Source organism: Bradyrhizobium genomosp. III (assembly GCF_000261705.1).
GTDB lineage: Bacteria > Pseudomonadota > Alphaproteobacteria > Rhizobiales > Xanthobacteraceae > Bradyrhizobium > Bradyrhizobium ottawaense.
In genome coordinates this window covers 1-19,851 of sequence record NZ_AJQF01000075.1, presented here as the reverse complement: position 1 = coordinate 19,851, position 19,851 = coordinate 1, and the positions used below count along the sequence as shown (strand labels likewise).

At 65.1% G+C, this 19,851-nt stretch carries 19 protein-coding genes and 1 pseudogene; 9 read left to right on the top strand and 11 right to left on the bottom strand.

What is annotated here, in order from left to right:
- The first annotated feature begins 223 nt into the window (after positions 1 to 223).
- Genes IC66_RS0107430 through IC66_RS0107415 form a run of 4 tightly spaced genes read left to right on the top strand, consistent with a single transcriptional unit; the run spans position 224 to position 4,508 of the window.
- Positions 224 to 1,198, top strand: a complete 975-nt coding sequence (locus IC66_RS0107430) for a tripartite tricarboxylate transporter substrate binding protein (protein ID WP_038947190.1) — start codon at positions 224 to 226, stop codon at positions 1,196 to 1,198.
- A 15-nt stretch (positions 1,199 to 1,213) separates the two neighbouring features.
- Positions 1,214 to 1,684: a (2Fe-2S)-binding protein gene (locus tag IC66_RS0107425; protein WP_038947189.1), complete on the top strand. Its 471-nt coding sequence runs from the start codon at positions 1,214 to 1,216 to the stop codon at positions 1,682 to 1,684.
- Positions 1,681 to 3,813 carry a xanthine dehydrogenase family protein molybdopterin-binding subunit gene (locus tag IC66_RS0107420; protein ID WP_038947188.1) on the top strand — a complete coding sequence of 711 codons (2,133 nt, stop codon included), beginning with the start codon at positions 1,681 to 1,683 and terminating at the stop codon, positions 3,811 to 3,813. The genes IC66_RS0107425 and IC66_RS0107420 overlap by 4 nt, the downstream gene beginning before the upstream one ends.
- Positions 3,810 to 4,508 carry a molybdate ABC transporter substrate-binding protein gene (locus tag IC66_RS0107415; protein ID WP_028142559.1) on the top strand — a complete coding sequence of 233 codons (699 nt, stop codon included), beginning with the start codon at positions 3,810 to 3,812 and terminating at the stop codon, positions 4,506 to 4,508. The genes IC66_RS0107420 and IC66_RS0107415 overlap by 4 nt, the downstream gene beginning before the upstream one ends.
- Positions 4,509 to 4,521: 13 nt before the next feature.
- On the opposite strand, the gene IC66_RS0107410 is transcribed toward IC66_RS0107415, so the two are convergent.
- The 4 genes from IC66_RS0107410 to IC66_RS0107395 all read right to left on the bottom strand — a co-directional run bounded on the left by IC66_RS0107410 (position 4,522) and on the right by IC66_RS0107395 (position 8,220).
- Positions 4,522 to 5,328 carry an SDR family NAD(P)-dependent oxidoreductase gene (locus tag IC66_RS0107410; protein WP_028142560.1) on the bottom strand — a complete coding sequence of 269 codons (807 nt, stop codon included), beginning with the start codon at positions 5,326 to 5,328 and terminating at the stop codon, positions 4,522 to 4,524.
- Positions 5,329 to 5,349: 21 nt separating this feature from the next.
- Positions 5,350 to 6,642: a TRAP transporter large permease gene (locus tag IC66_RS0107405; protein WP_028142561.1), complete on the bottom strand. Its 1,293-nt coding sequence runs from the start codon at positions 6,640 to 6,642 to the stop codon at positions 5,350 to 5,352.
- Positions 6,633 to 7,184, bottom strand: a complete 552-nt coding sequence (locus IC66_RS0107400) for a TRAP transporter small permease (protein ID WP_028142562.1) — start codon at positions 7,182 to 7,184, stop codon at positions 6,633 to 6,635. Before IC66_RS0107400 ends, IC66_RS0107405 begins: the two co-directional genes overlap by 10 nt.
- Positions 7,185 to 7,248: 64 nt before the next feature.
- Positions 7,249 to 8,220: a TRAP transporter substrate-binding protein gene (locus tag IC66_RS0107395; protein ID WP_028142563.1), complete on the bottom strand. Its 972-nt coding sequence runs from the start codon at positions 8,218 to 8,220 to the stop codon at positions 7,249 to 7,251.
- A 292-nt stretch (positions 8,221 to 8,512) separates the two neighbouring features.
- Here IC66_RS0107395 and IC66_RS0107390 point away from each other — a divergent pair, with 292 nt between their 5' ends.
- On the top strand, positions 8,513 to 9,289 hold the full coding sequence (locus IC66_RS0107390; RefSeq protein WP_028142564.1) for a cyclase family protein: 777 nt from the start codon (positions 8,513 to 8,515) through the stop codon (positions 9,287 to 9,289).
- A gap of 10 nt (positions 9,290 to 9,299) precedes the next feature.
- Here the strand turns inward: IC66_RS0107390 and IC66_RS0107385 are convergent, their stop codons facing one another.
- Together IC66_RS0107385 and IC66_RS0107375 are read right to left on the bottom strand one after the other, a co-directional pair.
- Positions 9,300 to 10,028, bottom strand: coding sequence for a Crp/Fnr family transcriptional regulator (locus tag IC66_RS0107385; RefSeq protein WP_028142565.1), 729 nt, complete (start codon positions 10,026 to 10,028; stop codon positions 9,300 to 9,302).
- 495 nt (positions 10,029 to 10,523) lie between these two features.
- Positions 10,524 to 11,237 carry a helix-turn-helix domain-containing protein gene (locus tag IC66_RS0107375; protein ID WP_028142566.1) on the bottom strand — a complete coding sequence of 238 codons (714 nt, stop codon included), beginning with the start codon at positions 11,235 to 11,237 and terminating at the stop codon, positions 10,524 to 10,526.
- Positions 11,238 to 11,390: 153 nt separating this feature from the next.
- Here IC66_RS0107375 and IC66_RS0107370 point away from each other — a divergent pair, with 153 nt between their 5' ends.
- The gene (locus tag IC66_RS0107370; RefSeq protein WP_028142567.1) at positions 11,391 to 11,708 is read left to right on the top strand and encodes a c-type cytochrome; all 318 of its coding nucleotides are present in this window, start codon (positions 11,391 to 11,393) and stop codon (positions 11,706 to 11,708) included.
- A 6-nt stretch (positions 11,709 to 11,714) separates the two neighbouring features.
- Here IC66_RS0107370 and IC66_RS0107365 read toward each other — a convergent pair whose 3' ends face one another.
- Genes IC66_RS0107365 through IC66_RS0107355 form a run of 3 tightly spaced genes read right to left on the bottom strand, consistent with a single transcriptional unit; the run spans position 11,715 to position 14,728 of the window.
- Complete coding sequence (locus IC66_RS0107365; protein WP_038947186.1) at positions 11,715 to 12,818, bottom strand: ABC-type transport auxiliary lipoprotein family protein; 1,104 nt, start codon at positions 12,816 to 12,818, stop codon at positions 11,715 to 11,717.
- 3 nt (positions 12,819 to 12,821) lie between these two features.
- The gene (locus IC66_RS0107360) at positions 12,822 to 13,589 is read right to left on the bottom strand and encodes an ABC transporter ATP-binding protein (protein ID WP_038947184.1); all 768 of its coding nucleotides are present in this window, start codon (positions 13,587 to 13,589) and stop codon (positions 12,822 to 12,824) included.
- Positions 13,590 to 13,591: 2 nt separating this feature from the next.
- Positions 13,592 to 14,728 carry an ABC transporter permease gene (locus IC66_RS0107355; protein ID WP_028142570.1) on the bottom strand — a complete coding sequence of 379 codons (1,137 nt, stop codon included), beginning with the start codon at positions 14,726 to 14,728 and terminating at the stop codon, positions 13,592 to 13,594.
- A 175-nt stretch (positions 14,729 to 14,903) separates the two neighbouring features.
- Between IC66_RS0107355 and IC66_RS0107350 the strand changes: the two genes are divergently transcribed.
- Both IC66_RS0107350 and IC66_RS0107345 read left to right on the top strand, forming a co-directional pair.
- A complete protein-coding gene (locus IC66_RS0107350; protein ID WP_038947183.1) occupies positions 14,904 to 15,179 on the top strand; it encodes a hypothetical protein in 276 nt (91 codons plus the stop codon).
- On the top strand, positions 15,180 to 15,668 hold the full coding sequence (locus IC66_RS0107345; protein WP_038947182.1) for a hypothetical protein: 489 nt from the start codon (positions 15,180 to 15,182) through the stop codon (positions 15,666 to 15,668). It begins immediately after the preceding gene.
- Positions 15,669 to 15,679: 11 nt separating this feature from the next.
- Here the strand turns inward: IC66_RS0107345 and IC66_RS0107340 are convergent, their stop codons facing one another.
- Positions 15,680 to 18,373: a bifunctional acetate--CoA ligase family protein/GNAT family N-acetyltransferase gene (locus IC66_RS0107340; RefSeq protein WP_038947181.1), complete on the bottom strand. Its 2,694-nt coding sequence runs from the start codon at positions 18,371 to 18,373 to the stop codon at positions 15,680 to 15,682.
- Positions 18,374 to 18,440: 67 nt separating this feature from the next.
- Entirely contained in the window at positions 18,441 to 19,280 is an 840-nt protein-coding gene (locus tag IC66_RS0107335) for a universal stress protein (protein WP_038947180.1), read from the bottom strand.
- 194 nt (positions 19,281 to 19,474) lie between these two features.
- Between IC66_RS0107335 and IC66_RS0107330 the strand changes: the two are divergent.
- Positions 19,475 to 19,851, top strand: a pseudogene (locus IC66_RS0107330) (DNA-binding protein); the annotation flags it as partial.

Sequence of the window (19,851 nt, the reverse complement as noted above, 5' to 3'; positions counted from 1 at the left end):
TAACACCAAAATACCAGCCAGCCGAGCGCATTTATCCGGCACGGCCCATGCGATTTGCTCAAGGCGCGCGCGCCGCGGGTTCCTGCTGCAGCCGCGAAGGCGGCGCGGTCACACCGAAAACCGCCCGATATTCCCTGATGCGATCGGCTTTGTGAGGCGTCGACAGTCCGCATTCCCTGCCGCTACAGTGCCGGCCAACAAGAACGATATCAGGGAGGTGGGCATGATCGCCCGACGATCCGTGCTGGCATTGGCGGCCGGCTTGCTTGCCGTAGTCTCCGCAGCCCCCTCATTCGCGCAGGATTATCCCAGCCATTCGGTCCGGATTGTCGTGCCGTTCGGCGCGGGCGGGCCGGCCGACGTCGCCGCCCGGCTGATCGGCAACGTGCTCCAGGAGAGTTTTGGTCAGCCCTTCGTGGTCGAGAACCGCACCGGTGCCGGCGGTGTCATCGGCACGGTCGAAGCTGCGAAGTCGCCGGCCGACGGCTACACGCTGCTGATGATGTCCAACACCCAGACCGCGAATGAATCGCTGCTGACGGCGGACAAGCGCAAGTATGAGCTGATGCGCGACCTCGCGCCGATCGCGCCGGTGAATTATTCCGATCTTGTCATCGTGGTGAACCCGCAAGTCCCGGCGAAGACGCTGGCCGAGTTCATCGCGCTCGCCAAGGCGCAGCCGGGCAAGCTGAACTACGCCTCCTCCGGTCAGGGCACGCCCTACCACATGGCCGGCGAGTTGTTCAAAGCCATGGCCGGCCTCGATGTCGTGCACGTTCCCTATCGCAACAGCGGCGAGGCACGCAGCGGCGTGATCGGCGGACAGGTGCAGATGATGATCGACGCGGTGCCGGCGATGGCGCCGAACATCGGCGAAAATCAAGTTCGCGCGCTCGCAACCACCGGCAAGCAGCGTTCGACCGTGCTGCCGAACGTGCCGACAGCAGGCGAAGCCGGTGTAGCAGGCTACGAGGCGACCATCTGGCTCGGCCTGATGGCGCCGGTCGGCACACCGAAGCCCGTGATCGATAAGCTCAATGCCGCCGTCAACGCAATGGTGAAGCGGCCCGACATCGTCAAGCTCTGGACAGAACAGGGCGCCGTGCCCATGTCGATGACGCCGGAACAGTTCGACAAATTCCTGCGCGGCGACATCGAGAAATGGGCCGACGTCGTCAAGAAGTTCGACAAGTCCTGAGGCCGCAGAGCGATCATGCCGACCATTCAATTCCGGCTCAACGGCGCAGCCACGACCGTGGATTCCGATCCCCATCAGACGCTGCTCGATGTGCTGCGCGGCCGTCTCGGCGCGACGGGGGCCCATTTCGGCTGCGGCGCCGGTGAGTGCGGCGCCTGTCACGTCATGGTCGGTGACCGCGCGATGACCTCCTGCGACATGCCGATGTGGTCGGTCGCGGACAAGGACGTCGTCACGGTGGAAGGCCTCGGGACAGTGGAGCAGCCGCACCCGCTGCAACGTGCCTTCATCGCCGGACAGGCGATGCAGTGCGGCTATTGCGTCGCGGGGATCCTGATCAGCGCGGCGGCGCTGCTGCAGCGCAATCCGTCCCCGACGGAGGCGGAGGTCAGAGCGGCGCTCGATCGCAATCTGTGCAGGTGCGGATCGCACAACCGCATGGTCCGCGCCGTGCTGCATGCGGCAGCAGAGATGGCGGCATCATGAGCACGTCGTCCCCTGCCCCGAAGCTGCCGGTGAGCCTCGTGGCCAATCCCAAGCTGTCGTCCTGGGTGCGGTTCACCGATGGCGGCCGTGTGGCGATCTCACCCGGCAAGGTCGAGATCGGCCAGGGCATCGTCACGGCGCTGGCGCAGATCGCGGCGGACGAGCTCGATGTCGAGATCAGCCGCGTTGACATGATCCGTGCCTCGACGGCGACGAGCCCGAACGAAGGCGTCACCTCCGGCAGTCTCTCGATCCAGCAGTCCGGCCGCGCGCTGCGTCAGGTCTGTGCCGAGGTGCGCCAGCGCTTCCTTCGTGCGGCATCGGAACGTCTAGGCGTCGATGCCGCGCTGCTCGATATCGATGACGGCACCATCTTGGGTCCCGGCAATGTCAGGACCAGCTATTGGGAGTTGATGGGCGAGGTCTCGCTCGACCACGACGCAACCGCAGGCCCGACAGCGAAGAGTGCCGCCGGGCGCACCGTCGCCGGACATTCGGTCCAACGTGTCGACATTCCCGACAAGGTGTTCGCGCGGCCGCGTTTCATCCACGACCTTGCGCTGCCGGGACTGGTGCACGGACGGGTACTGCGGCCGGATATCTCGGGCGCCAAATTGATCGCACTGAATGAGGAGGCTGCACGCGCAGTCCCCGGCCTCATTGCGATCGTCCGCGACGGCGGCTTTGCCGGCGTGGTCGCCGACAACGAGGCGGCCGCGGACGCAGCGCTCAAGGCCTTGCGCAAGAGCGCGACATGGTCGGCCGGCGAGCCGCTGCCCGATGAAGACGATCTGGCGGGCTTTTTGAAGAGCCAGCCGGTCGAGAGCAGCATCATCGACACCAGGATGGCGGAGCCGTCGCGCAAGCCCGTCCAGACCCTCCGCCGGCAATACACCCGCCCCTACATCGCCCACGCCTCGATTGCCCCGTCCTGCGCCATCGGCCGATGGGATAGTGACCGTGTCCATGTCTGGACGCACAGCCAGGGCGTCTACCTCCTGCGCGCCGATCTCGCGATCGTGCTGAAGCTGCCGGCCGAGAACATCGTCGTCGAGCACATCGAGGGCGCCGGCTGCTACGGACACAATGCGGCCGACGACGTCGCGCTCGACGCCGTGCTGCTGGCGAAGGCGGCCGGTGGCCGTCCGGTGCGCGTGCAGTGGTCACGGCACGACGAGATGTCCCACGCGCCCTTTGGGGCGGCGATGGCCATCGAGATCGAGGCCGATCTCGATGCAGGCAACGAGATCGCCGGCTGGCGCCACGCGATCTGGAGCAACGGCCATGCAGCAAGGCCGGGACGCGCGGCGCAGCCGGCGCTGCTTGCCGCAACCGAGATCGCCAATCCCTATCCCCGCATGATCTCGACAAACCCGCCGGCCGCCAATGGCGGCGGCGGCGACCGCAACTCCGTCCCGCTCTACGACTTCCCGGCCTGGACGATCACGAGCCACCGGCTGCTGACCATGCCGGTGCGCACCTCGGCGCTGCGGACGCTGGGCGGGCAAGGCAACGTGTTCGCCATCGAGTCCCTGCTCGACGAGATCGCTGCCCTGCGCGGCGAAGATCCGATCGCGTTCCGTCTGCGGCATTTGCGTGACGAGCGGGCGCACGATGTCATCAGCGCTGCGGCGCGACGCGCCGCATGGAAGCCGCAGAAGCAGCCCGGCATCGGTCACGGCGTCGGCTTTGCCCGCTACAAGAACATGGGCGCCTATTGCGCTGCGATTGCCGAGATCGAGGGCACCGACGACATCCGCGTCAAGCGGCTGACGCTTGCAGTCGACGTCGGCGAGGCCATCAATCCGGACGGCGTGGTCAACCAGATCGAGGGCGGCGCGATCCAGGCCACGAGCTGGGTGCTGAAGGAGCGCGTCCGGTTCGACCGCACCGGCATCACCTCGACCTCCTGGACGGACTATCCGATCCTGACCTTCAGCGAGGTGCCGGCCGTGGACGTCGAGATCATCCAGCGGCCGGAGATCGAGCCGGTCGGCGCCGGCGAAGCCGCGCACGGCCCGGTGACGGCGGCGATCGCCAATGCGGTGTATGATTGCCTCGGCGTGCGTGTGCGCGACCTGCCGATCACGCGCGACAAGATCATTGCAGCGATGGAGCGTGCGCCTTGACGACAGTGAACGTTTTGAGCGGCGGCGCGGCACAAGGCCTGGTGCGCGGCGTTACCGAGGCTTTCAAGGCGCAAACCGGCCTCGGTATCGACGGCGAGTTCGGCGCGGTCGGCGTGATGGCGGACAAGCTGCGCGCGAGCACGCCGGCCGATCTCGTGATCCTGACGCAGGCGCTGCTTGCGAGGCTGGCCGAGGAGAAGCTCGTCGTCCCCTCATCGATCACGGATGTCGGCCGGGTCGAGACCGCGCTGGCGGTCCGCAGCCGCGATGCCAAGGTGACGGTGAAGACCGAGGCCGATCTGCGCGGGGTGCTGCGCGGCGCCGATGCAATCTATGTCCCTGACACCAAGGCCTCGACCGCGGGCCAGCATTTCGCAAAAGTGCTGGACCAGCTCGGCATCGGCTATGAGGTGGCATCGCGCCTGAAGATATTTCCGAACGGTGCAACCGCGATGCGGGAGCTCGCGGCATCTGGCGCGGCAAAGCCGATCGGATGCACGCAGGCGACCGAGATCATCGCGACAGACCGCATTGCATTGTCAGGGGCGCTGCCGCCCGGCTGCGAACTCGTGACGATGTATACGGCCGGCGTGACAATGCGGGCAGCGCATCCGACAGAGGCGGCCGCGCTGATCGCGTTGCTGACCGGCGCAGATCGGAAGGACCTGCGCCAGCGCGCTGGCTTTACCGGCTAAAGCCGATGACGCCCTATTTGTGCAGCTGGGTGAGGCCTGTCGGCGGGCCGTCGACGGCGGTCCAGCCGCCATCGACGAACAGCGTGCTGCCGCTGACATAGCTGGCGGCATCCGAAGCAAGATAGGCCACTGCGGTCGCGACCTCGTCGGCGCTGCTCCAGCGGTTGAACACGGTGTGGCCGGCGTAGAGATTGTAGATGTCGGGGCGCTGCTTGAACGGGCCGGTCAGCGCGGTTTCGGCGATGCTCGGCGCGATCGCGTTGACGCGCACGCCGGCATGGCCGACCTCGGAGGCAAAGCCCTTCACCAGCAGGCCGATGGCCGCCTTGGTTGAGCCGTAGACGCCGAGGCCAGGCTCGATGGTCACGGCGCGCACCGACGAGCAGGCGATGATGCTGCCGCCCTTTTGCGCGACCATGATGCGGCCGAAGGCCTGGAAGAACCACACCGTGCCCTTGACGTTGAGGTTGAGGACACGGTCGAGGTCCTCCTCGGTGTAGTCGAGGATGGTCTTGCGGATGTTGAGCCCGGGCGTGGTCACCGCGATGTCGAGCCGGGCAAATTTCTGCATCACGGTTTTGGCCAGCGCATTGACGTCCGCAGCGCTCGCGGCGTCACAGCTGGCTGCTTCCGCCCAGTCGCCCTTGTCGCGAATCCCGGCGGCGGTCGCCTCCGCGGCGTCAAGCGCGCGATCGGCGCAGACGACGCGGGCCCCGAGCCCAGCCAGCGCCTCGGCCGACGATTTGCCGATGCCCGACGCGGCGCCGAGCACCACGGCCGTCTTGCCGGTGAGATCAAAGAGCTTGCGATAGTCAGTCACTGATGGCTTCTCCTGTAGCTGCTAGCCCTTGTAACCCATCAGCAGGCGGGGCAGCCACAGCGAGAATGCAGGGACGTAGGTCACGAACATCAGTGCTGCGATCAGCGCGGCGTAGAACGGCAGGATGGTGCGCATCACCGCGCCCACCGAAATGCCGCCGATGGCGCAACCGACGAACTGCGTGGTTCCGACCGGCGGGGTGTTCAGCCCGAGGGCGCAATTGATCAGCATCAGCATGCCGAACTGCACCGGATCCATGCCCGCCTTCATCGCAATCGGCAGGAAGATCGGGGTGCAGATCAGGATGGTCGCGGCCATGTCCATGAACGTGCCGAGCACGAACAGGATGACGTTGATGAGCAGGAAGATGACCCAGGGCTGCGTGGAGACCTTGCTCATCAGGTCGCCGGCGAGGTCCGCCACCTCGTACAGCCCCATCAGATACTGGAACATGGTGGAGACGCCGATCAGCAGCAGCACCACGCCCGTCGTCTTCACCGCCTTGGCGGCGGCGCGCAGGAAGTTGCTCCAGGTCATGGTGCGGTAGATGAAGAACGTCAGCAGCATCGTATAGGTGACCGCGACGGCGGCAGATTCGGTTGCCGTGAAGACGCCGGACAGGATGCCCGCCAGGATGATGCCGACGATCAGAAGGCCCGGCAGCGCGGCCGCGAGCGAGCGGAAAACCTCGGCCCAGCCCGGGAACTTGCCGGCCGGATAGCCGCGCTTCACGGCAACGCCATAAGCGGCGACCAGCATGCACGCCATCAACACGATTGCCGGCAGGAGGCCCGCGGCGATCAGCGCGCCGATCGATACCTTGCCCCCGGCTGCCAGGGCATAAATGATCATGTTGTGGCTGGTCGGCATCAAGGCGCCCACCAGCGAAGCGTGGGTCGTGACATTGACGGCGTAGTCGGTGTCGAACCCCTCCTTTTTCATCATCGGGATCATCACCGCGCCCATCGCCGACACGTCGGCCACGGGCGATCCGGAGACGCCGCCGAACAGGGTGCAGGCGACCACGTTCGACATGCCGAGCCCGCCGCGGATGTGACCGACGAGATTCTTGGCGAGCTGCACGATCTTGTCGGCGACGCCGCCATGCAGCATCAGCTCACCGCTGAAGACGAAGAAGGGAATCGCAAGGAACGAGAAGATGTTCATCCCCGACATCATCTGCTGGAAGATGACGGCGACCGGCAGACCTTCGTAGAGGATGGTGCAGATCGCCGAAAGACCGATCGCGAAGGCAACCGGGACGCCGAGGATCAGGAAGCCGAAGAACGTGGCGCCGAGGATGATCAGTTCCATGAGGGGACGACCTCTTCGCCGCGCAGGAGAGCAATGATGTGCTCGATTGAAAAGGAGACGATCAGGACGCCGGAGGCGATCAGCGGGACGTAGCGGATGACCTCGGGGAGGCCGAGATTGGGAATCTTCACGGTCCCCACGGATGCGCCGAGAATCCAGCCGTTATAGGCCATCGCGACGCCAAACGCGGCCACCAGGACGTGGATGACGAGCTCGATCTTCTCTCGCGCGTGATCCGGAAGCATCACCAGCAGGCTGTCCATGCCGATGTGTCCGGCATCGCGCACGCCGACGGCGGCGCCGATCAGCGTGACATACAGGATGAGAACCAGCGCAAGGTTCTCCGTCCAGGTCGGGCTCGAATTGAGCACGTAACGACCGAACACCTGATAGAACACGACGGTGACGATGAGGAGCAGTCCGCTCACGGACAGATACATGCCCGCGCGCGCGACGACGGCATTGACGCGCGACAGCAAGCCGGTCGCCGGGCGTACGGCAACCGCCCCCTGCTCGTGGTCTGCGACGTGTGGGTCTGTCATTCCCGCGTCTCCTTGCAAGGGTCCGGGTCGCCTTCGCGGCGACGCCGGACCCGACGCTGTGGCGTTACTTCGTGTCCTGGATACGCTTGACGAGGCCCTGCAGCTTCTCGTCACCCGCAAACTTCTGGTACACCGGCTTCATCGCGTCGACGAATTCCGCCTTGTTGGCGATCGTCACGACCTGAACGCCGGCGGCCTCGACCGTCTTACGGGACGCCTGCTCACGCTCGTCCCAGAGCTTGCGCATGACTGGTACCGATTCCTTGGCCGCCTTGCGGACCATCGCCTGATCCTCCTTGCTCAGCGTGTCCCAGACCTTCTTGGACATCACCAGAACTTCGGGTGCCAGGGAGTGCTCGGTGATGTTGTAGAACTTGGCGGCCTCGAAATGGCGCGACGACTCGTAAGAAGGCCAGTTGTTTTCGGCTGCATCCACCAGGCCGGTCTTGAGCGCGGTGTAGACCTCGCCATACGGCATCGGCGTCGGGTTGGCGCCGAGGCTCTGGATCATGCCCACCCACAAATCGGACTGCTGGACACGAATCTTCAGACCCTTCAGGTCCGCGAGCGACTTGACCGGCGCCTTCACGGTGTAAATGGACCGGGCGCCGCTATCGTAATAGGCAAGGCCGACCAGGCCTGCGGGCTCCATCGCCGCCAGGATCTCATCGCCGATCGGCCCGTCGAGGACGGTGCGCATGTGCTGCGTGTCGCGGAAGACGAACGGCAGGCACAATGCGATCGTTTCCGGCACGAAGTTGTTGAGCGGCGACGCGTTGATCCGCATCATGTCGAGCGCGCCGATCTTGAGTTGCTCGATGGTGTCCTTCTCCGAGCCCAGGGCTCCGTTCGGAAACACCTTCACGCCGAGCTTGCCGCCGCTCGCCGCCGCGAGCTGCTTGCCCATGAACTTGACGGCCTCGACGGTCGGATAATCGGCGGGATGGATGTCGGCGGAGCGGAAGTCGCGTGCGGTCGCCAGCGGCGCTGAGAGCACCAATGCAACGGCTGCGATGATACCGGTGAGTGTCTTCATCTGGGCTTCCTCCTGGGTTGATTATGTCGTTGTCGGCAGGCTGCAGGCCGCCTTGGGTCGCTCCCCTTCAGGTGTGAAGTCAAGCGCCAATGTCGTCCCTAGGGCGCGCGGCATTCCATGTCCAAGCCAAATCCGGCATTGATCGATGCAGCAGTTGCATCGATCAATCTGGCGCAATTCGCGTCGTCGTGGAAGCCGGCGGGACGGCTTGCGTCGCCGGCACGTGACTTGACGCGACCAAGAGAGGCCCCTCAAGATGTCCGAAACAGCGGACTATTTCGAAGGAATGCCCATGCCGCGGAAGCTGATCGATATCTCGGTGCCGCTCAGAAACGACGTGACGGCCGATCCGCCGGGCAACCATCCGACCATCCAGTACATCGATCACCAGCAGGGCCTGCCGCGCATGCTGCAGTTTTTCGACGGCCTCAAGGCGCAGGATTTGCCCGATGGCCAGGGCTGGGCCGTCGAGCAGGTCTCGCTGTCGACCCATAACGGCACGCATCTCGATGCGCCCTGGCACTTCCATCCGACCATGAACCGCGGCGAGCGGTCTTGGACGATCGACGAGGTGCCGCTGGAATGGTGCTTTCAGCCCGGCGTGAAGCTCGACTTCCGGCATCTGCCCGACGGCTACGTGGCGAGTGCTGAGGACGTCGAGAAGGAGCTGAAGCGCATCGGGCACGCGCTGTCGCCGCTAGAGATCGTGGTCGTCAACACCAGCGCCGGCGCCAAATTCGGCAAGGCCGACTACGTCAATTCCGGCTGCGGCATGGGCTATGAGGCCACCATGTATCTGCTCGAACGCGGGGTGCGGCTGACCGGCACGGACGGCTGGAGCTGGGACGCGCCGTTCCTCTACACCGCGAAGAAATATGCCGAGACAAAAGATGCCGGCCTGATCTGGGAAGGCCACAAGGCGGGACGGCACATCGGCTATTGCCATCTGGAGAAACTGCACAATCTCGACCAGCTGCCCTCGACCGGCTTCACGGTCTCGTGCTTTCCGGTGAAGATCGAACGCGCCTCCGCGGGCTGGACCCGCGCAGTCGCCATCATCGATGGCTAGGCGTACGCGCTCACTCGCCGTCGAGGCCGCTCTCGGCGAGTTCGCGCAGCGCATCCGTATCGAGCACGACGATGGCGCCGTGCTCGAGGCGAACCCAGTTGCGGCCGGCCCAGGCGCGCAATTGCTTGTTGATGCTCTCGCGCGTCATCCCCACCATCTCGCTGATCTCCTGCTGCGTGATGGCGAGCGTGCCGCTGCCGGAGTCGAACTTGCGCTCCTCGGTGAGACCGAGCAGCGCGCTCGCCAGCCGCCCCGGCAGATTTTGCAGGATGACCTGCTCGACCTGCTGGCTGGTCCAGCGCAGACGGGCGCAGAGCAGCTCGATGAATTTCATCGCCAGCGCCGGCTGGCTCTTCACGAACGGGAGGAAGTCCCGGCGATCGATGATGTAGAGCTCGCAATTGGTGTTGGCGGTCGCATCGGCTGACCGGGGAGCGCCGTCAAGCACCGCGATCTCGCCGAAGATTTCTCCGGGACCGATCAGATTGAGAATGGCGTTCCGTCCGTCGGGCGACGAGGAGGAAATCTTCACTGTCCCCGTGATCACCGCAAACAGATTGTTGCCGGGATCGCCCTTGGCAGCGATCGTCGCGCCGCGCTTCACGGTGGTGTGCTTGGCGTAGCGGCAAAGCTGATCGAGCGCTTCCGGCTCCAGATCCGCGAAGATCGGGTGCTTGCGCAGGACCGATAGTTTATTGCCCGCCGACTGTCGGGGGTCGCCGGTCTTGTCCTGAGGCACGCCGCGGGGCTCCTAAGACTGCGAGGCACTGAGGTTCCTGCGTAGTCAACGTTATCAGGCTTTTCAACCGGAAAGCACCCGCGCGATTTGTGGCAAATGCCCCGAAAAGGCCGCGTTCAAGCCGAAAGCCTGCATCCGAAGGATGCGCCGATGCGGTCCGGTCGATGCAGAGTTGCAGGCAGCGCAAGCCGCGCTTGCGTTGAGGCGCTGGCGAAGGCCAAGCCGGCCAAGCGTCGGCTGTTGGCGCGTCTGAGCGGATCAAGACCTCAGGAGGTCAGCGCTTGGAATCCGGATCGAGCCGGCCTGCACTGGTTTGCCGGTCTGCCCAAGCCAGAGCTGCGGGCGAATGCGACGAAGATCGCGACGACGACGATGGTCACCAGCAACGCATCAGCGGGCATTATCCCCTCCCAAAGGTCTGGGGCATTATTTTGCTGCAGCAGGCCAGCGTCATTGATCGAGATCAAAAACGTCGGGGGCGTTGCGGATGGGCTATCAGGCTGCGGCCAGCGCCTCGGCACGGACAGGATCGAGCAGGCTGATGCCGCCGTGAATGATCTCGATCACGCCGTGACGCTCCAGCTTGGTGAAGGTGCGACTGACGGTTTCGATGGTCAGGCCGAGATAGTCGGCGATGTCCTGACGGCTCATCGGAAGCGGGACCGTGTCGGACAGACCCTTGAGCGCGACCTGCCTTTCCCGCCAGCCGAGCAGGAAGGTCGCGACCTTCTCGTCGGCCGAGCGTCGGCCGAGCAGGACCATATGGTCGCGTGCCTGGCTCAATTCGCGGATGGCCAGCTCGTTGATCCGCCTGAGCAGCTGCGGCCGGTCCTCGATGAAGCGGCCGAAGGGCGCTTTGGCAAACTGGCACACGGTCACCGCGCCGATCGCATCGGCCGAAAAATTGTGCCGGCCGGAGATGTTCATCCCCAGGAAATCGCCGGGCAAGGCAAAACCGACGATCTGCCGCCGGCCGTCGGGCAGCAGCTTGTACAGCCGCATGACGCCTTCGAGGACGTTGTAGAACGAGGTCGTCATGTCCTCCTCGGAGAACACGGTCTCGCCGGAGTCAAAATGAACGCGGCGGCCGAGATGCTCGAATTCCCTGAGCTCGGCCGCATCCAGCGACGAACAAACCGCCGCTCCGCGTACGGCGCAATCGCTGCAAAAATGCCCGTTCGGCTCAATCGTGACCACGGAAGGCTTCATCCACCGCTCCCCGCGCCGGCTGCTCCCGACACCGGGTCGGGTCCACCGCGCCCGTGCATTTTACTGCACTGCGCCAAAGCCAATTGACAGAGATCAAATTTGAGTGGCATCCCCGTCATATTCTGCTTCCAGAGTTCGACGGGATCACTTTCCATGCTGCAAGCTGCCCTGCGTCACGGCCTGATTGGGCTGCTTCTGATGACGCCTGCGCTGGCGGCCCCGACCGCCGAACAACGCGGCAAGGCCTTCGCACGGGCCAATTGCGCACGCTGTCACGCGATCGACCGCGTCTCCCACAGCCCGCTCGAGGGCGCGCCTCCGCTACGCACGCTGCACCGGCGTTATCCGATCGAGACCCTTGGTGAGGCGCTGGCCGAAGGGATCTACACCGGTCACGACGACATGCCGGCCTTCGAGCTCAGTCCGGACCAGATCCACGATCTCCTGTCCTACCTGAAGACGCTGGAATAGACGGCGTCACACTGCCTGCACGCTCCACCCGATCAGCTCCTTGGCGATGCGGGCAAAGGCTGCATCGAAGGCGGCGACTGCAGCGGCCGGCTCGACCTTGTCGAGCTTTTCGCTGGTCTCGACCAGGCGGGATGCCACCACCTTGCCGTTCTTATCGACGATCCGCGCCGACAGTTCGATCTCCACCCGTGTCTCGCCCTCCGTGGCGATCCGAAAGCGCCGGATGTCGATCAGGAGCTGGTAATCCGCCTGACCGAGGTCGGTCGTGCGTAGGGGGGCGTGGGCGATGTCGTAATTCTCAAAACTGTCGATCAGGCGTGCCTGCACCAATTTTGGAATGCTGTCGGCCCAGAGGAAATCCGCAAAGCCCGGTCTGTCCCCGACGGGCGCGAACAGCATGCGCTGGGTCTGCAGCATTGCGACCGCGGTCGGCTCGGGAATGGCCAGGGAAGCGGAGAGCGTCTTGCCGGCCGGCCCGAGATTCTTCGGCGTGCGCAGGTCGTAGGTTATTTTCTGCGCGGGCGTCCCACCGCCGGTCATCTTCTCCAGGCCCGCAATGATGCCGTCGAGCTTGCCGGTGTTGCGCGCGAGGCCGTCGGAGAACGTCCTGAAATTCGCGATGGTGTCCTTCAGCGGGCCGGAATTGTCCTGAAGCACCGTGTCGACCCGTCGCAGCGCATCGCGCGCCGCCTGCGTCATGCTCTGGCCGGCGCCGGCGTCGGCCATCAAGGTCACGGGCTCGCCGGATTTGGCAACGATCACCCCGCCCTCCAACGTCACCACCGGCACGCCGGTCAGGCCCTGGAATTCGAGGCCGACCCTGGTGTCGGAACGCACCGGCGTGGCGGTCGCAACCGAGATCGTCGCATTGACGAAGCGCGGGTTATCCGGCGCGAGCGCGAGCTGGGTCACCTCACCGACACGGATGCCGTTGAACAGCACACCGGCGCCGACCAGGAGGCCCGGGACCGGCCCCTGGAATTGCACGTGGTAGTTCGTGCGCGGTCCGATGCCGCCGGTGTTGTTCAGCCAATAGACGAAGCCGAACACCGCGAGGATCGCGGCCAGCACGAAACTGCCGATCAGCACGTAGGGAGCGCGGGTTTCCATGTCTCATCTCATCTCGTGTTGCAGCATCTGCGAGCGCTTGCCGTGGAAATAGGCGCGCACCCAGGGATGCTCGGATTGCAGCAATTCGCGCATCGGGCCGATCGCCACGATCTTGCCGTCGGCGAGCGCGGCGACGCGGTCACAGACCGTGGTCAGGCTCGCAAGGTCGTGGGTCACCATGAACACGGTCAGCCCCAGCGTCTTTTGCAGCGTCGCGATCAGCGCGTCGAAATCGCCGGCGGCGATCGGATCGAGGCCGGAGGTCGGCTCGTCCAGGAACAGGATCGGCGGATCGAGCGCGAGTGCGCGCGCCAGCGCCACGCGCTTGGTCATGCCGCCCGACAGCTCCGCCGGATATTTGTCGGCGTCCTGGGCGCGCAAGCCGACCATCTCGAGCTTGGCGATCGCGATCTCGTCCATCAGCTCCTGCGACAGGACAAGATTTTCGCGTAAGGGAAACTGGACGTTCTGGCGGACCGTCAGCGAGGAGAACAGCGCGCCTTGCTGGAACAGGATGCCCCAGGTCGTGGCTGCGCCGCGGCCGTGGCCGCCTGTGGGCTGGCCCATGACCTCGATGGTCCCGCCCTGGCGCGGAATGAGGCCGATGATGGTGCGCATCAGCACCGACTTGCCGCCGCCGGACGCCCCCACCAGCCCGAGGATCTCGCCGCGGCGAACGTCGAGCGACAAATGGTCGAGCACGGTCTGGCGGCCGAATCCGACCACGAGATCACGGACGCGGATCGCGAACTCGTCTTGCGATACGTCCATCGTCACATTCCGATCGAGGCAAAGAAGATCGCGAACAGGCCGTCGAGCACGATCACCAGGAAGATCGACTTCACCACCGACGTCGTGGTCTGCCGCCCCAGCGACTCCGCGCTGCCCTTGACGCGCAAGCCCTCGCTGCAGGCCACGATTCCGATCACCAGCGCCATGAACGGCGCCTTCAGGATGCCCACCTCGAAATGGGTAACGGAGATGGCCTCGTGCAGCCGCGCGATGTAGATCGCCGGCCCCATGTCGCCATAGAACTGCGCGACGAGACCGCCGCCATAGAGCGCGGCGACCGATCCGATGAAAGTGAGGATCGGCAGCGCAATGACCAGGGCCGCAACGCGCGGCAGGATCAGGACGTCGACGGGATCGAGCCCCATGGTCGAGAGCGCGTCGATCTCCTCGCGCATCTTCATCGAGCCGAGCTCGGCGGTGTAGGCGCTTCCCGACCGTCCCGCGACCATGATGGCGACGATCAGCACGCCGAGCTCGCGCAGCACCAGGATGCCGACCATATCGACGGTGTAGGACTCCGCGCCGAACCTGCGGAAGTGGAAGAAGCCCTGCTGTGCGATGATGGCGCCGATCAGGAAGGTGATCAGCGCGACGATGGGGATCGCCTGCCACCCGATGCGGTAGAGCTGATACACCAGCGAGGTCAGCCGCAGCGAACGCGGCCGACGCAGCACGCCTATCACGGCCATGAACAATGCGCCGAGCATCTGCAGGAAGATCGTGACGTCTTCCCGCGCGTCGGCCGTGGACTTGCCGAGATCGCCCAGCCTCGCCAGCACCGGATTGGGCGCAGCCGTCGGGGCCGGCGTGTGGCGGTTGACCTGGCGCACCTCATCCAGCAGCCCGCTGAAATGATCGGCGACGCCGACGAATTCGGCCGACCTGCCCGATGTTGCGGCCCTGCGCGACAGCTTTTCCAGGACCCAGGCACCGAGCGTGTCGAGCGCACTGACGCCCGACATGTCCAGGGTGACGACGCGCGAGCGATCGACGTCGGCACCGACCGACCGGGACAATGTCTCGAGCGTGACCACATTCGCGGCGGTCCAGGGCCCTTCAGGGCGCAGGTTCAGCACGTCGCCGGACGGCGTCGCGAGCAACAGCGGTTCGTGGTTCACGCTTCCACCTCATCGGGACAATCGGTCCCCATTCAGACGGCATTTCTAGGCCAGCATATGGCGGCCCGCTTGACCTGTCTCAAGAGCTGAACTGCGCTGCCCGATTGACGCAAATCAAGCGCGATCGCGCGCGCGGGCCCTAGGCTTGCGTCCATTCAATGGGGATATCAAGTCCATGTTCGACAGAGACAGGATGAGCGAAGAATTGCGGGCACTGAAGGTTGACGTCACACGCTTGCTGAGGACCGCCGGCGAGGAAATGTTCGAGAGCTCGAAGGACCGCGCCGAGGCCCTCGCCCATCAGATCAGGGCGGCGCTGACCGAGCTCGGCGAGACCGTGGACGAAGAGCAGGCGCAGCTTCAGGGTCTCATTGCGGACCGTCCGATCACATCGCTCGCCTCCGCCTTCGCGCTCGGCGTCGTTGTCGGCTTCATGCTGAGGAGACACTAGGTGAATACCGAGAATGTGGTCAAACATCTGCGCGCGTTGTGGCGCACCGACAGGATCATCGCGGACATCAGGCTGCGCCATCTGCTTGTTGGCCTCGGCCTGCGTGCCTTTGCGGCCCTGATCGCGGCGTTCGGGCTTCTGATGCTGGAACTGTCGGCCTATTTCGCGCTGGTGCAGATCTGGAGCGCGATTGCCGCGGCGGCCATCCTCGGCGCCGTCAATTTCGCCATCGCGGCCGCTCTGTTCGCAATCGCCGGCCGCGCTCCGTCAGGCCGCGATATCGAGCTCGCCAACGAAATTCACGACACCTCCATCGAAGCCCTTCAGCTCGAGGCGCGCGCGCTCCAGGCCCAGGTGTCAGGCGCGGTACATCATCCGCTCAGCACGATCGTGCCGGTGCTGGTGCCGTTGATCGCGATCATCATCAGGAATTTGCGGACCACGGCCAAATCATCCGCCGCGGCGAATTCGGCTGAAGCGCGCTCGTGAAGCAGGCGCGCTCACAGCTTCAATTTGACGTCGCAGATATCGGGCTCGGCCGGGTCCGGCTTGACCTCGAAGCCGAGGTGCCGGCACATCTCGAGCATCACGCTGTTCTCCTTGAGCACGTCGCCCGATATGATCTTCAGTCCCTCCGACCGCGCGTAGTCGATGATCAGCTGCATGAGGGCCCAGCCGAGCCCCCTGCCCTTGAGATCGGACCGGAGCAAAATCGCGTATTCGCCGCTCTCGTAGATCGAATCCGAATGGAGCCGGACCACGCCGACCATTTCGCCGGTGGCCTCGTCGAAGGCGATGAAGGCCATCGCGCGCGCATAGTCGAGCTGGGTCAGGCGCGCGATGAACTCGTGGGTAAACTCCTTCATCGGTGCGAAGAACCGCAGGCGAAGGTCGTGCGGCGTGACGTGACGCAGGAATTCGTGGATGGTCGGCTCGTCCTCGGGGCGCATGGGCCGCACGAAGATGCGCCAGTCGTCCTTGAGCTTGAGGCGCCGCTCCCATTGCGACGGATAGGCGCGAACGGCGAAATTGGCCGGGCCTGAGCCGACGAACTTTCGTTGCGGCGGCCCGACCGCGACGCGGGCATCGACCGCGGTCACGCCGGTTTCGTCCGCCAGCAGCGGATTGATGTCGAATTCGCGGATCTCGGGAATGTCGGCCGCCATCTGCGCCAGCTTGACCAGCACCATGGCGACGGCGTCCTGCTTGACCGCCGGCACATCACGATAGGCCTTTAGCAGCCGCGACACGCGGGTGCGGTCGATCAGATCGCGAGCGAGCTGCAAGTCCAGCGGGGGCAGCGCCAGCGCCTTGTCGTTGATGATCTCCACCGCCGTGCCACCGCGGCCGAACACGACGACGGTGCCGAAGGTGGGATCGTCGGCGAGGCCCAGGATCAGCTCGCGCGCCTTCGCCTTGACGACCATCGCCTGGACGATGACGCCGCCGATGCGGGCCTCGGGCCGCAGCTTTCTCGCCCGGGCGAGAATGTCGGAGGTGGCCGCTCGCACGGCCTCCGGCGTCGTCAGATTGAGCACGACGCCACCGACATCGGATTTGTGGATGATGTCCCGCGACATGATCTTCAGCACCACGGTGCCGCCCTGCGCGAAGATTTCCTTCGCATAGGCCACCGCCTGCTCGACATCGGTCGCCGCATAGGTCGGCACCATGGCGATGTCGTAAGCTTCGAGCAGGTGCCTGATCTCGACCGGTTCGAGCCATTCACGGCCATCGGCGATCGCGGCGGTGACGATCTGCCTCGCCCCCCGGGCATCCGGCACGAACGTATCGGGCATCGCGGGAGGAACCTGGCTCAGCTCCTCCACCACTTCTCGGTGCCGGACCAGATGCATGAAGCCGCGCACGGCGTCGTCCTCGGTCGGATAGTTGGGCATACCGGCGCCGGAAAGCGCCTGGATGATGTCCTGATCGGCCCCGACCCAGGCGGCCAATACGGGCTTGGCCCATCGGCGGTGCTTCTCGCGATATTTAGCGACGAGCTCGGTCACGGTCGTGGCAATCTCGGCGGCCGAGGCGATCGCCGTTTGCACGTTGAGGACCAGCACCGCGTCATTGTCGCGATCGGCCAGCAGCACCTCGAGCGCCGCCGCGTAGCGCGAGGCGTCGGCGTCGCCCACGATGTCGACGGGATTTGCACCGGACCAGGTCGGCGGCAGGGCCGCATCGAGCGTCTTGCGCACCTCCGGCGAGATGGTCGCCGGGATTCCGCCGAGTTCGACCAATCGATCGACGGCGAGGACGCCGATGCCGCCACCGTTGGTCAGGATGGCGAGACGCTTTCCCGTCGGCGATTCGACGCGGCCGAGCGTCTCGGCACAATCGAACAGCTCACGCAGATCGGAGACCCGCAGGACACCCGCGCGGCGGAACGCCGCGTCATAGACCGCGTCCGCGCCGGCGAGCGCGCCGGTATGCGTGGCGGCCGCCTTTGCGCCCTGCGCCATGCGCCCCGACTTCACTACGACGACGGGCTTCACGCGCGCGGCGGCACGCGCTGCCGACATGAACTTGCGCGCGTCCTTGATGGATTCGATGTAGAGCAGGATCGCGCGAGTCTTGTGATCCATCGCGAAATAGTCGAGCAGATCGGCGATATCGACGTCGATCTGATCGCCGATGGAGACGATGCCGGAAAAGCCGACGCCGCGCTGTGCAGCCCAGTCGACCATGCCGGCAGCAATCGCGCCCGATTGCGAGATCAGCGCGAGGCTGCCCGCCCCCGGCATGTGCGCGGCAAAGCTGGCATTCAGGCTGACCCCGGGCATCATGATGCCGAGGCAATTCGGTCCGATCAGCCGCATGCCGTATTTGCGGGCCGCCGCGATTGCAGCCTCGTGCAGAGAGCCCGGTCCGTGGCCGAGCCCGGCCGAGACGATCAGCGCGCCCGCCGATCCGCGACGCCCGGCCTGGTCGATGATACCGGGAATCTCGCGCGCCGGCGCGGTGATGACCACGAGCTCGGGCACGAAGTCCAAGCTGTCCAGGCTCTTCACCGCCGCGACGCCGCCGATTTCGGCATGGCGTGGATTGACGAGGCCGAAGCGCCCCTTGAATTCGGCCTTGTGAATGTTCTCCAGAACGGCGCGTCCGACTGAGACCGGACGGGCGCTCGCGCCAACGAGCGCAACTGAACGCGGCGCCAGCAGATTGTTGAGACGATAGGTTGACATGAAAGCAAATGCGCCGGGTCAACGGCGGTTCCGATGGTTGACGATCAGGCCGGGAAAATTGGCGAGCCTAGTGCGAGATCATAACCCAGCATGGTGGCTGGCCAATGACGGTCTTTGTCACACCGCCCCACACGATCTCGTTCAGGCGTGAATGATGGTAGGCGCCCATCACGATGGCATCCATGCCATGGGAATTCGCCCAACTTCCCAGTACCTTGCCGATCGAGCTGCCGTTGCCGGTCACCGTTTCGAAGGAGGCATAGACCCCGTGTTCTCTCAGATGGTCGACGAGAGCCGCGCCGGATTGCGCGACAGCGTCAGCCTTGTCCTCTGCGACCGTCACCACGCGGACCACGGTGGCAGCCTGAAGAATGGGCAAAGCGTCGCCGACCGCACGCGCAGCGCGGGCAGAATGATCCCAGGCGATCATGACGTTCTCGAATTCCGGCCGCAGCTGCTCCGCACGCTGCTCCGGGCAGAGCAGCAGCGGCCGCCCGGATTCGAACAGGAGAGTTTCGATGATGTGCTCCGTTCGGCTGTCGTGCGGCTTCACGGGAAACAGCGTGAGATCGCTGAAACGGGCATGCTCGGCCAGGATCGCCGCGATCTGGTCCGCCGGTACCTTGCCCGTTCTGCTCTGGGCGCGAATGTTGGCGCGGGACGCCGCGCTGGTGAAGGCATCGAGGAGCTGCTGCGTCTCGTTCGCCTCACGCGAAACGCCGGCCTCCGCGGAATCGCGATCATGAGACAGCATCACCTTCGGCCGCTCGAAAATGTCTTCCTCGAGCGCGAGCCCCGTGATCCTGGCGCCGAGGTCGGCGGCGACGGCCACGCATTTCTCGATCGCAATCAGGGCCGATCCGCGGGGCTGGCCGACAAGCGGCAGAAAGACATCCTTGATGGGCATCGGGATTCTCCTTGGTCGTCAGAATACGCCCGCGTTCGCCCGGATGCTTGATCCTGGTCAAGCCAAGGGAACCTCGTCCAGTTCACCAGTAACAGGGGTTAACCGACGTCAAGGACTGGCCGCGATCTGCTTCTAAGGGTTACCTTGGTCGGCGGACGGGCCGCCTTCCGACGCATCTGGATGTGCCAGCGGGAATGACAGACGATTCTGCGACCCAGGACCGGATCTTTGCGGCGCTCTCCGATTCTGGCAGGCATCCGGGCGTGAAGCGGGTCGACACGCACGCAGCTTCGGTCTTTCTCGAAGGCAAGCGAGCGCTGAAGATCAAGCGGGCTGTGCAGTTTCCCTTCCTCGACTATTCGACGCTCGAGAAACGTAAGGCGGCCTGCGAGGAGGAAATCCGGATCAACCGGCCGCTGGCGCCACAGATCTACCACCGGGTCGTCGCGATCACCGAAGAGGCGGACGGATCGTTGAAGGTCGACGGACAGGGCCTGCCGGTGGAATATGCGGTGGAGATGGCGCGCTTCGACGAAAACCGGACGCTCGATCATCTGGCAAAGGCCGGCCC

What these genes read in the sequence shown, in the direction of transcription:
- IC66_RS0107430 (WP_038947190.1), top strand. Translation starts at nt 224, where the DNA reads ATGATCGCCCGACGATCCGTGCTGGCATTGGCGGCCGGCTTGCTTGCC.
- IC66_RS0107425 (WP_038947189.1), top strand. Translation starts at nt 1,214, where the DNA reads ATGCCGACCATTCAATTCCGGCTCAACGGCGCAGCCACGACCGTGGAT.
- IC66_RS0107420 (WP_038947188.1), top strand. Translation starts at nt 1,681, where the DNA reads ATGAGCACGTCGTCCCCTGCCCCGAAGCTGCCGGTGAGCCTCGTGGCC.
- IC66_RS0107405 (WP_028142561.1), bottom strand. Translation starts at nt 6,642, where the DNA reads ATGGAACTGATCATCCTCGGCGCCACGTTCTTCGGCTTCCTGATCCTC.
- IC66_RS0107400 (WP_028142562.1), bottom strand. Translation starts at nt 7,184, where the DNA reads ATGACAGACCCACACGTCGCAGACCACGAGCAGGGGGCGGTTGCCGTA.
- IC66_RS0107395 (WP_028142563.1), bottom strand. Translation starts at nt 8,220, where the DNA reads ATGAAGACACTCACCGGTATCATCGCAGCCGTTGCATTGGTGCTCTCA.
- IC66_RS0107390 (WP_028142564.1), top strand. Translation starts at nt 8,513, where the DNA reads ATGCCGCGGAAGCTGATCGATATCTCGGTGCCGCTCAGAAACGACGTG.
- IC66_RS0107375 (WP_028142566.1), bottom strand. Translation starts at nt 11,237, where the DNA reads ATGAAGCCTTCCGTGGTCACGATTGAGCCGAACGGGCATTTTTGCAGC.
- IC66_RS0107370 (WP_028142567.1), top strand. Translation starts at nt 11,391, where the DNA reads ATGCTGCAAGCTGCCCTGCGTCACGGCCTGATTGGGCTGCTTCTGATG.
- IC66_RS0107365 (WP_038947186.1), bottom strand. Translation starts at nt 12,818, where the DNA reads ATGGAAACCCGCGCTCCCTACGTGCTGATCGGCAGTTTCGTGCTGGCC.
- IC66_RS0107360 (WP_038947184.1), bottom strand. Translation starts at nt 13,589, where the DNA reads ATGGACGTATCGCAAGACGAGTTCGCGATCCGCGTCCGTGATCTCGTG.
- IC66_RS0107350 (WP_038947183.1), top strand. Translation starts at nt 14,904, where the DNA reads ATGTTCGACAGAGACAGGATGAGCGAAGAATTGCGGGCACTGAAGGTT.
- IC66_RS0107340 (WP_038947181.1), bottom strand. Translation starts at nt 18,373, where the DNA reads ATGTCAACCTATCGTCTCAACAATCTGCTGGCGCCGCGTTCAGTTGCG.
- IC66_RS0107335 (WP_038947180.1), bottom strand. Translation starts at nt 19,280, where the DNA reads ATGCCCATCAAGGATGTCTTTCTGCCGCTTGTCGGCCAGCCCCGCGGA.